The organism is Vibrio sp. L3-7 (assembly GCF_963898195.1).
GTDB lineage: Bacteria > Pseudomonadota > Gammaproteobacteria > Enterobacterales > Vibrionaceae > Vibrio > Vibrio echinoideorum.
Genome location: NZ_CAWQUW010000042.1, coordinates 1 through 10339, shown reverse-complemented (window position 1 = coordinate 10339; position 10339 = coordinate 1). Strand labels below are relative to the sequence as shown.

Here is a 10339-nt window from a genome sequence, read left to right as displayed (position 1 = left end):
GAAATATTGTTTACTGAGTTGATAACTCATACGCGCGGTAATCAGTCTAAGGCTGCTAGGGTTTTAGGGATTAACAGAGGTAATTTCACCAAAAAGTTAAATCAGATCACAACTCGTGAATTTGGATAGGATGAGAGCTTATAAGTAGGTATCCGCCTATTGGTACCCTAACGAGGGTGCAGAGATTAACCAACCCCCATGACCTCTCAAGAAATCAATGGCAGTTGCTCTAATTTTCGCTTCAAGGAGCACTGGCGGTAATCTACTCCAATTGCAAAGTAACCATCATTGGGCTCTTTTAGAAGTCAACGAATATACCCGCCTATTAGTGTCGCGATAAGTTTTATAATTGGCGCTTTTTACTCCATTTGAAAACAATTATCGGCATTTTTAGGTGATTTCGATCTATTTGGTACCATGAGCATAAACTCAACCGACGAAGGTTTTAGACAGGTTACGCCCCAACTTTGTGGATAACTGCTTTAATTTGTTATAAAAAAATAATGTTAGGTTGGAATTTAACGAAGCAAGCAAAACGGAAGGCCAAATTAACCATGGAAAAGATAATTCACTACGATATTCTCAAGGTTAAAGTTAGAAGCGATAAAGAAAGCACTCGACTGACCAGCCAATGGGATCAGGTTCTACAAATCTGTCGTGACAAACCACTCGGAGAGATCGCGAGAGCAAGATTAGCGTTTAACCTTGTCGATTACATCACAAGTGAAGATCTACCTTTTCGCTTATTCATCACACGCGCACCACAAGCTATGGCCACCATAGGCGAGGAAACACGAGTGTATAAAGAGCATCGAGTTATTAATGGTAAACAAAGCGGAATGATTTACGCCAAAAGCGAACAAATGTTACCAAGAGAAATCCACTATACGAATGAGTTTGTGGCAACCCGCTACGTTGCTGGGACAAAAACACCACTCTCTGCCACCTCCCTCGTTGATTGCCTCAAGGCTGGAGATGTCATAACACCACTCGATGGCATCTTGTTTTTAGGCTGTAAACGAATCGCTAGTGATATAGCACGTCTTAAAAAAATCGAACCCACCATGAACATCGAAATGAAACGTATCGAAGTATCAGACAACTTCACAGGCACAACAAGAAAGATGGCAAGTTACGAATGAATAACGAGGCGTAAACGATTGCCGCATGCATTAACGAACACAACAGATATCACAACACAACAGATATAACTGAAACTAACCTTTGGACATTTCCGAGTTACGTTCAGATTGGCGACTAAGTCGTTCGGACAAAATTTACTACTCCGAATCATACAATGTATCGGAAATTGGTAGACCAAACGCAATGCCCTACTAAAACATCAAATGATGTTTTAGTAGGGCTATCAGATTATATTACTATAGGTAAACGGCCCTTTAAGGTTACTAGAAAGCCCCTATTTCAATGCCACCACTGTCGTTTTCAGAAACCACAACATTCATCATGTGTAATGGGTTGGCATTCTCTGATGAACCTTGAGCTTCCCCAAGTGTAACTGACTTAGTTAGAACATCCGAAATACTACCTGTCGATATTTGAACAGTTGCAATTCGACCTTCTGCACGAGCGTAGTTATTCACACCGATACTATATACCCCGAGTTCGAGGCTGTCTCTGTCACAAGTGGCGAAGTAATGCTCTGGCCCATAGCCGCTGGTGTTATCAACATCTAACTCACCAACGTTACCTACCCTATTTTGGTAGTACACCTGCATCCCATTGGGTTCAAACGTATGCAAATCAACATCACCTAGACCATTCCAACTGAGTGTTGCTGTGAACGACCCTGTAGAAGCGATTGCTTCAGGAGTTTGTAATGACGCCAGCTCCGATTGGAGATCGTTTCTTATCATTCCAGCTGGTTGTAAAGAAGTATTTAAATAGGTTTGTATGAGAGTGTGACCAGATGGATCAACCTCTAAATGGCTGACTGGTATCGAGACATTTGTATCGGGCACTGTCCCTACAGCTCTTAAACCATTTATCACCAAATCGAGATCGGCTAGTGTATAAGGTCCATTCAGTTGTGGTGAAGCTGGTGCAATGTGGACTACCCCAAGATTAGATTCATCTAGGTTATCCAATTCCAATGCTGCGTTGTAGGCATTATTAGCAAAAAGATTACCTTGGGAGTGTGCGATAAACAGCATTTTTGCGCCCTGTGTGCCTAACGTCTGAATCCTCGTGTTATGACGAGCGTAATCGCTTGCTGTTGGCGGTGAAGAAAACAAATGACTAACAAGTGCAACTGTTTGGGATGATGCCCAGTCGTAAAGCTCAGTAAGTAGCCCCAACACCAAGTCACTAGGGGCGCTGACAATATTGTAGACTTTATCTAAGAAACCATCAGCTCCACCACCAGTAATTGCTGACCAAAAGATATCAAATCTACCGCCGAGATCGGGGTCTATTTCTTCCGCTCGCTGAATAAATACTTCTGCTATATCTTGAAACGCTGATGCACTAACCGATGAACCAGTTACGTTATAAAAAGTCTCGTATGCTACAGGCTCTGAATTGTACTCATTTCCAATTTGCTTTTGGAATTCAAATGTCGCTAATTTCGCTTCATTTTTTGTATTCCACACTCCATTAAAAAAGCCAACGACATACCCTGGTACTTCACAAACTGTTGCAGAACTTACATTGAAAGAGATTGACGCAGCTAAAGCGGTTATAATAATTTTTTTCATACATCATTCCACGCAATCGATATTAGATGGTAGGCGCGTCACAGTGCCATCAAGAGCTTCATTGAACGCTGAATATGCCGCTGCGCGCTCACGAGTGTTTGCTGTGTAATGTTCTATCGCTTTTAGAATTTGATGTGCATCGGCAGGGTTATCAAAAGCTAAACTCAAGCAACCGATAGCTACAGTAGACTCTTCATCAACTTGGAGGACTGCATCGATATCAGAATGATCAACAAGGACAGCTTCTTGGATAGTTCTGGCAATACTCTTAACTTGTGTCTTTTGACTTGCTGATAAGTTAGCCGCTTCAATATATGCCAATATATCGTCTCGAATGGCTTCGTTATTGGTGACTGAACCTGTAAGCGAATCACTAGTGTCTAAGTCTGGGTACGTTCCTGACGAAACTAACTGACTTAAAGCATCTGTAGGTGAATTGATTGGTGTTGCTGCATTTACATCATCGGCACTATCAGAGTCACCACCACATGCCGTTAGCAACATGATGGCACATATTGGTAAAGCTTCCCTTATTTTCAACTTCATTGTCTACTCCTTGATCATAAATGTTAAGTTACTAAAATATAAGAGATTAACGCCAAGTGCAACGAGTCCCAGACCACCCTTGAGCCGACCAAGTTGCCGCTATAGAGACTGGCGTTACATTAATATACCTAGGTCCGTTACACTTATATCAATACAGTAGATGTGGTTTGCATAAGGAAAAGTAAGCCAAATCACAGGTTTCTGAAATGAGTAATCAATCGGTCGTAACTTCTAATGGGGCATTTTCGAGTTTCATGGCACACCTTTGGACAGAAGCTTTTTCTAATTTAGTAAATGATGCATTATCTCCGGTATGGAGGAGCCATCAGAAGAGCACGACCTTAGAGGCTAAGTTCATTGTCACTTATGAGAAGTGAAAAAGCCCACTAGCAGGGCTTTTGTTGCAAGTTGCCACATATGATGCAATGCGCTACAATTGACATCAACAAACAAATGACCAAGGTAATACATATGGCTACTACAAGCGTTAGACTTGATGAGAGCCTAGTAGATAGAGCTGCAACCATTGGAACAGCTTTAAATCGAACGACCCCCAAGCAAATTGAGCATTGGGCGAAAATAGGCAAGATCATGGAGGATAACCCTGACTTAACCTACGAGTTCGTACTGCAGGCAATCATCGCTAAAGCCGAATTAGAGCACGGGAATACGACCTCTTATGAATTTAGCGAAAGTAACAAAGATTGAGCAAACTACGACATTTGCCAAGACAGTAAAAAAGCTACACAAAAACCAAAAACAAGATCTAGATAAAGCAGTGAAAGAGGTTATAGAAAACCCTTTTATTGGCGTGATGAAGAAAGGCGATTTGTCTTTTCTTAGGGTGCACAAGTTTAAGATGAACAAGCAGCTCACCTTGCTTGGGTACAACTACGATGAATACGGGACGTTAGTCCTGACCTTAATGGCGTTGGGCAGTCATGAAAACTTTTATCGAGATGCATCCAGAACATTTAGATAACCAAAGCCTCGCCAAGCGCGAGGCTTTTTTATACCCCTCAAACACCTACAAACTGATCGAAAAAGAACTTAAGGTAGCTAACGCTGAAAGAAAGGTGGAATCTACCCCCGTGAAACATCACGGGGATTAACAGTATGAGAAGAGTGGATAAGTTTTAATATGGTAAAAACCCATGAACAGGGTGTGAATGAGTAAAAGGTCTAGCCAATAATGGGGCAGAAATGATCTAGAGCTACTACTCTAATGATTCATTAGAACAAATAGCAGCGTACCGATGCGATCGCTGCCATTTTGATTGGTACTCATGAGAAAAGGAACGTTTACGCCCAAGCAGCGGCCAGTGAATACCTAGTCTAGAATAGAGGCATTTAACCCGTTCATACTATCTCGTACAGGCCTTATACCTGAAATAACATTCACTCTCGATGGATATCCTGTGCTGAGATTAATATTTCCAGCCGTTAATTTGTAAGGCTTTTGGGATAGGGCTGTAACAAGGGTATTCGGTTTGTAATCCATATCCAATAATTTCATGAGTGTTTGTATCAACAGCAATATGCAGCTTTCGCCAAACTCTCCGCTTGCCATCTGTCCCGTGTTTTTTGACTTTCCATTCACCTTTAGGCCAGTCGCATCATGGCTAAGTGCTGTATCGCTCCTTTCGTTTTTGTCTTAAATGAGACCTCAACTTGCTTTGCTCTACGACTGATGCAGGTGTAATGCGGACAGCTTAATGGAACATGGGTCAGTCTAAATATCGAGTCGATAAATCCTTGCAGCGCTCTCAGTGGCCGCGTTTCACCATGAGTGCTGTCGTGATAGCTAAATCACTGAATCGACGTGGCCTACCGCGCTTATTCTGTTTACTTTGCGCCCACCCGCTAATCGCCTCTTCATCAATCCAAAAGGTCAGAGAGCTACGGTTAATGAGTGATTGGTTGTATTGCTTCCAGTTGGTTGTTTTGTAACGAGGTTTAGGCATAGAGCTACGAGAGGTAGTGAACGTAGCTGATCAGATCGTAGGTTCTTGATTTAGTTCCATTGAATTACGCAACAAAGCCCGTATTAAGTGGTAAAATTAGGCTTAATCTGCATAATAGCAAACGTGTTATGCTGGCGTTATACATGCTTATTCAAACTATCGAGTCTGTTTATTTATACAGTTCTGTAATGTAGGCTCCAAACTCAATAAAAAGGAGTGGTATTGCGTGAAAATTACATATGAAGAAAACGTCCCTAACCCAATAGAATTTTGTGAAATGCGCGTGAAAGCAGGCTTATCACCAAAGTCTCTAAAGGCAGCTACAATTGCGTTGCCAAATAGCTTATATGGAATCTCAGTACGAGATGGTGAGGCTTTGATTGCAATGGGGCGTGTAGTTGGTGATGGTGGGTGTAACTTTGAAGTCGTGGATGTTGCAGTTGACCCAAAATATCAAGGTAAAAGATTAGGAAGAGCCGTGATGGAATATATAGATAACTATTTATCATCAGTTGCTTTGGAAGGTTCGTATGTTTCAATGATCGCGGATGAACCAGCATTTTACGAAAAGTTAGGCTACAAACTTGTATCTCCAGCTTGCCAAGGAATGACAAAGAAGTTCAAACCGCAATTATAACAAGTATTTAAGGCTTTAAGATGCTTTTTCTAATATTAGTTAAGTGGATTAGAGTTTTTGGTTTAATACATTTATGTCCAGAGACGAGTTACAACAGCAGATAGACTTATAAGGTCTGGCTAAAAATTAGGACAACCTCGGAATTTAAAGATAACACGCTAGATAATACTTACGAAAACAATGTCGTTAGCCTAACTTATCCTTACATTTTAAGAGGCAATATGTCGGTTAAAAAACCACATTAGTCTGTAGGAAATTTTTGCTTCTGATGTAGAACTCGCATGATGCGGATAATTGGGCCTTCTACCCAATATGAAACAGTCATCGAAACTTCAGGAATAATTAATAGTCTTCCTCTAATTCCGTCACGTTGCACTCCCATTAAAGGTTGCTCAAGCAAGCTTTCAACTTTAGCTTCAATAATATGGTCAGTTCTTTCAGCTATATTTGGGTTAAATTCGTAAAGAAATTCAAAAATCTTCTCTCGATCATTAAGGGATTCTTCTTCCCATAAAATCATTTTTGACCTCGGCTGCGAATTCTCGCTTTGTGGACTTCCATTCGAGATTTGGCTGAATCATTATCAATAAACATAGCCTTACCAGTGTCATACTTTTCAAAAGCAAGGTTTACTTGTTCTGTTAGCCAAGCATCATGGGATACTGTTTTTCTTTGTTGCTCTGCCATTTGTTCTATAAGTTCACGACAAGCATCACTAAGAGTGCGACCTTGGCTTTCAGCCACTTGCTGAGCTAGGCGTTTTGTTTCGTCATCAACACGAAATTGAATTCTAGTATCCATGAGTAGTTCCTTAAAAGTGACGTGCTCACAAATGTTAGCACTAGTGCGCTAGATGGGCAATTAACAAGTATTTAAGCTTTAACGGTAATTTTACTAATCTAGCGCAAAACGTTTAGAGTAAGCCCTCTAAATGATTTCTTGTTCAAATATGAGTTAGAAAGATTTTGTTTCTAGTGCAAGTATGTAGAATTGGATAGCTACATATCTGCTACATAACTTTAAATTTCTGGTTGAGGATTAAGTTTAACCTTTGAAAATAAATTTTTTTATTTTTTGTTTCACCTTTACAGGGACGCATGGATTCCCTCGGTTGTCAAAAATCCGCTAAACTTATGTTGATGGGTTTTGGACTGCCGCTCTACATTCGGCATACTTATCGACGATTCGCATACGTCGTGGCCCTGATGACTTTACGCGACTGCAGTGCCTTATTCGTTAGATGACCATTAGTGTGCCCGCCGCATTAATAGGCTCTCCGCAAGTGGTCTTAACCTATGCGTCTGCAATGACCCGGTGGTTTTAACTCTTTATGCTGCTTAGGTTTTTACTTAAGCAGCATAGTTTTTATATTCTGTTTGATTGTGTAAAAGCGACCAGATAATTCGTGCGTTCTTCGCGGCAAGTGCCACTATCGCTCGATTCATTCCTCTTCGTTCCAGAACGCCTCGACACCACTGACTTAACTTATCTGGCTTGTCGCCAAGGTTGGCAATCACGGTCCTTGCGCCGTGAACTAAGAGTGTTCGTAAGTATTTATCACCGTGCTTGAAAATGGGAACTAGCAAGAAAGAGTGGAAAAGTACTTACTGAAAATTGCACATCGTTTACGTTGATTTACATTACACAGCCTAATATATGCGCCAACTATTTAACTAGCTTAACATATTGATCTGTTAAGACTAAATACTACACTTAAGCTTCATACTTACTACTGGATTTTTATTGATGATTACTACCAACAATCAAGTATTCGCTCTTTCGTCCATCGCCCTATTGTTGGCTGGCTGCTCTCTATCCTCCGACCTAACTGTAAGCGAAAGCACTAGTGACTACAAAGGTTCAGCTAACATTACCCAAGGTCTTGCAAAAACAGTAGAAGAAAACCTTTTTGAGTGTGCGACTGGTCGAAGCCGTGTTGCAGGCATTGGTGAAATTGCTGATGCTGACGGAAAGGTATGGACAGTTCCTGCTCAAAACCATTTCACCACTGCACCAAAAACGGTCGATCTTTATGAAGAGTGCGCCCACATCACACCTGAAAGTATAGCCGATGTGGATGAAGACTCAGTCCCTGTGGCTGTTATTGATTCAGATGGTGAAGAGATCACTGGTTACATCTTTGCTGACAACTATTTCGAGTTGTATATTAATGGTCAGCTCGTTGCAGTAGACACGGTACCTTTCACGCCGTTTAACTCTAGTATCGTAAAGTTCAAAGTAAATAAACCATACACTCTTGCTGTAAAAGTAATTGATTGGGAAGAAAACTTAGGTTTAGGTACAGAAGATAACCGTGGCAAGGCATTCCACCCAGGTGATGGTGGCTTTATCGCAAGCTTTAGTGATGGCACTGTGACGAGTTCAGACTGGCAAGCACAGACATTTTATACTGCACCAATCTATGATTTAAGCTGCTTGAGTGAGGTTGATGGTAAACGCTTATCTGAGAACTGCACAACAGAAGGCACAGATAACGGTACAAATGCATATGCAGCTCACTGGGAGACCCCAAGTAACTGGATGGCAAAAGACTTTGATGCAGTTTCATGGCCTCAAGCGACTGAATATTCAGAAGATGAAATTGGTGTAAATAACAAAAAATCTTACATGAACTTTATTGAGAAATTCAGTGGTGCTGGAGCAAGCTTCATCTGGTCAACAAATGTTGTTTTGGATAATGAAGTTCTACTTAGATACGAAGTGAAATAGCTTTATCCTCTATCACTTTGTAAATACGTGGATTCCATAGACAATAATGGGGCAATTTCGTTCTAGAAATAGCAGCGTACCAATACAATCGCTACCATTTTAAGAGGATACTTTATTGGGCTGCATAGGGTTAAAGGAACGTTTTTGTGCCCAAGCAGCGGCCAATGAATACCTAATCTAGAATAAAGACATTTAACCCGTTCCTACTCCTCGTACTGGCCTTATACCTGAAATTACAATCACTCTCGATGGATATCCTGTGCCGAGATTAATATTTCCAGCCTTGAAATTGCAAGGCTTTTGGAATAGGGCTGTAACAAGGGTATTCAGTTTGCAAGCCATATTCAAAAATAACCGAAGTTGACATTGCAAATGAAGATGCATAATTATATCGAGTAAACCTGTCAGGATTATTCTTCGCCGTATTTTCAAGCACTGTCCAGATCATATCTTCAAGAAATTCAGGGTGGCGATTCGGATCGAGTGCCATCAAATCACGCATACAGAACCAGTTATTACCTCCTAGCTCTTGTTGGCGGGTAGCATTGCCGAAATATGCTTCTTGTAGTGCTCGCAGATGAGCTTTCAGAATTTTTGATTCCACGGTGTCTGTTTCATCAATGTGCTGCAAGAAGTAGGGCAGTTTGGTGATGTCCGGCAGGTTTTGGGAATATGGTCTTTTATTTATTATTGCGAGTTCGTACTGCTCGTGTATCTCGCTCAGCAGTTGAGTGAGCTCAGGAGAGCGGGGTTGAGCTTGCACGCTCGCACAGGTAAGTAGCAGTAATGGTAAGACTGTTTTCATGGTCACTCTCCCTTTAGATACCTGATCATAATACCAGTGATTAGGCGGTGCATAAAGTTCTATTTTATGCACCGAGATCAATATTATGTTTTCGGGTTTTGTGTGTATCTTGGCGCTGAAGGATAGGCTTGATCGGAGGTGACGTATTCCGTCCTTTCGGGTCTAGTGACCTCCTTTTCTACCTGCGACTTGACGGTCATTTCAATCATCGGCTCAGGTTTGATGATGGGTTTCTGCGCTTCCTCTTGTTGAAGTTTTACATCATCGGTAACCCCATCAAAGCGCGCTTGATTAAAGAGTCCGCCCGTTCCCTTGGTATGCAGCATCTCGGTGCGGGTGTGTGCCACGGTATCGACGGTACTAGCCCATCCTTTCTCCATCGTGTTGTTTTGCTCGGGTGTCAGTTCTGGTTTTTGGGTTGGAGTGCTGGTTTCATGAGCTTTCTCCATTGTTGCCACAATCTTCGCCGTGTCACCATCTAACCCCGCCATGGTGGTGAACTCTTCAGTGCGTGTGTATTCTTGCCAAGACTTTTTAGCATCGGCAATATCTTCCGGTTGGTAAGCGGTCATTAGGCGCTGGACGTCTGGTTTGTGCGGAACTGTGTTCTCCAAGTAATTCTGGAAGCCTTGAATCGCGTTGGCCGTAAAGCTGGCACTGCCAGAGTCTAGGCGCGTTTGAGTATTCGAGAGTGCGCTCAAGTCTGATTGGCTTTGCAATGCACTTGCACCAAGAGACTTGGTGTTGCTGGCGTTAATCGCAAAGTCATGCGCAAACTGCTCAACCGACGTTCGGGTGTCTTTATTGTCCACCTGCGTGCCGGCACTGGTCACGGCATTGGCCCCTTCGGTGTATTGCTGCGTGGCTTGCTCAAGCTGCTGCTTTTGCTCGGCATTCATATTGCTGTAAGCCGTACGTTCATCATCAGACCATTTCACGCCGC

General features: G+C 42.0%; 11 protein-coding genes and 3 pseudogenes. 6 read left to right on the top strand and 8 right to left on the bottom strand.

The features are described from left to right. Positions 1–129: helix-turn-helix domain-containing protein (locus AACW75_RS19985; RefSeq protein ID WP_276574089.1), on the top strand; the 129-nt coding region annotated here is incomplete at its 5' end. A 425-nt stretch (positions 130–554) separates the two neighbouring features. Further along, a complete protein-coding gene (locus AACW75_RS19980) occupies positions 555–1142 on the top strand; it encodes a hypothetical protein (RefSeq protein WP_229648121.1) in 588 nt (195 codons plus the stop codon). Positions 1143–1406: 264 nt separating this feature from the next. Here the strand turns inward: AACW75_RS19980 and AACW75_RS19975 are convergent, their stop codons facing one another. Beyond that, a complete protein-coding gene (locus tag AACW75_RS19975) occupies positions 1407–2714 on the bottom strand; it encodes a YfaP family protein (RefSeq protein ID WP_229648405.1) in 1308 nt (435 codons plus the stop codon). 3 nt (positions 2715–2717) lie between these two features. Further along, positions 2718–3260, bottom strand: coding sequence for a hypothetical protein (locus AACW75_RS19970; RefSeq protein WP_017100441.1), 543 nt, complete (start codon positions 3258–3260; stop codon positions 2718–2720). Between the two features lie 471 nt (positions 3261–3731). On the opposite strand from AACW75_RS19970, the gene AACW75_RS19965 reads away from it, so the two are divergent. Further along, positions 3732–3968 (top strand): TA system antitoxin ParD family protein, encoded by a 237-nt coding sequence (locus tag AACW75_RS19965; protein WP_017100443.1) that lies wholly within the window; start codon positions 3732–3734, stop codon positions 3966–3968. Next, the gene (locus tag AACW75_RS19960) at positions 3940–4242 is read left to right on the top strand and encodes a type II toxin-antitoxin system RelE/ParE family toxin (protein ID WP_017100444.1); all 303 of its coding nucleotides are present in this window, start codon (positions 3940–3942) and stop codon (positions 4240–4242) included. Before AACW75_RS19965 ends, AACW75_RS19960 begins: the two co-directional genes overlap by 29 nt. 445 nt (positions 4243–4687) lie before the next feature. Here AACW75_RS19960 and AACW75_RS19955 read toward each other — a convergent pair. Further along, a pseudogene (locus AACW75_RS19955) lies at positions 4688–5224 on the bottom strand (IS5 family transposase). Between the two features lie 226 nt (positions 5225–5450). Between AACW75_RS19955 and AACW75_RS19950 the strand changes: the two are divergent. Then, on the top strand, positions 5451–5861 hold the full coding sequence (locus tag AACW75_RS19950; protein WP_237297932.1) for a GNAT family N-acetyltransferase: 411 nt from the start codon (positions 5451–5453) through the stop codon (positions 5859–5861). A 241-nt stretch (positions 5862–6102) separates the two neighbouring features. Here AACW75_RS19950 and AACW75_RS19945 read toward each other — a convergent pair whose 3' ends face one another. The 3 genes and pseudogenes from AACW75_RS19945 to AACW75_RS19935 form a co-directional block, all read right to left on the bottom strand. Continuing rightward, positions 6103–6381: a type II toxin-antitoxin system RelE/ParE family toxin gene (locus AACW75_RS19945; RefSeq protein ID WP_016800106.1), complete on the bottom strand. Its 279-nt coding sequence runs from the start codon at positions 6379–6381 to the stop codon at positions 6103–6105. After that, complete coding sequence (locus AACW75_RS19940; RefSeq protein ID WP_102492436.1) at positions 6378–6662, bottom strand: type II toxin-antitoxin system RelB/DinJ family antitoxin; 285 nt, start codon at positions 6660–6662, stop codon at positions 6378–6380. The genes AACW75_RS19945 and AACW75_RS19940 overlap by 4 nt, the downstream gene beginning before the upstream one ends. 548 nt (positions 6663–7210) lie before the next feature. Next, positions 7211–7435 (bottom strand): annotated as a pseudogene (locus tag AACW75_RS19935) (IS110 family transposase); the annotation flags it as partial. A gap of 172 nt (positions 7436–7607) precedes the next feature. Here AACW75_RS19935 and AACW75_RS19930 point away from each other — a divergent pair. Then, a complete protein-coding gene (locus AACW75_RS19930) occupies positions 7608–8591 on the top strand; it encodes a hypothetical protein (RefSeq protein WP_016800104.1) in 984 nt (327 codons plus the stop codon). 268 nt (positions 8592–8859) lie between these two features. Here AACW75_RS19930 and AACW75_RS19925 read toward each other — a convergent pair whose 3' ends face one another. Both AACW75_RS19925 and AACW75_RS19920 read right to left on the bottom strand, forming a co-directional pair. Further along, positions 8860–9396, bottom strand: a complete 537-nt coding sequence (locus AACW75_RS19925; RefSeq protein WP_237297931.1) for a hypothetical protein — start codon at positions 9394–9396, stop codon at positions 8860–8862. Between the two features lie 83 nt (positions 9397–9479). After that, positions 9480–10339 (bottom strand): annotated as a pseudogene (locus AACW75_RS19920) (conjugal transfer mating-pair stabilization protein TraG); the annotation flags it as partial.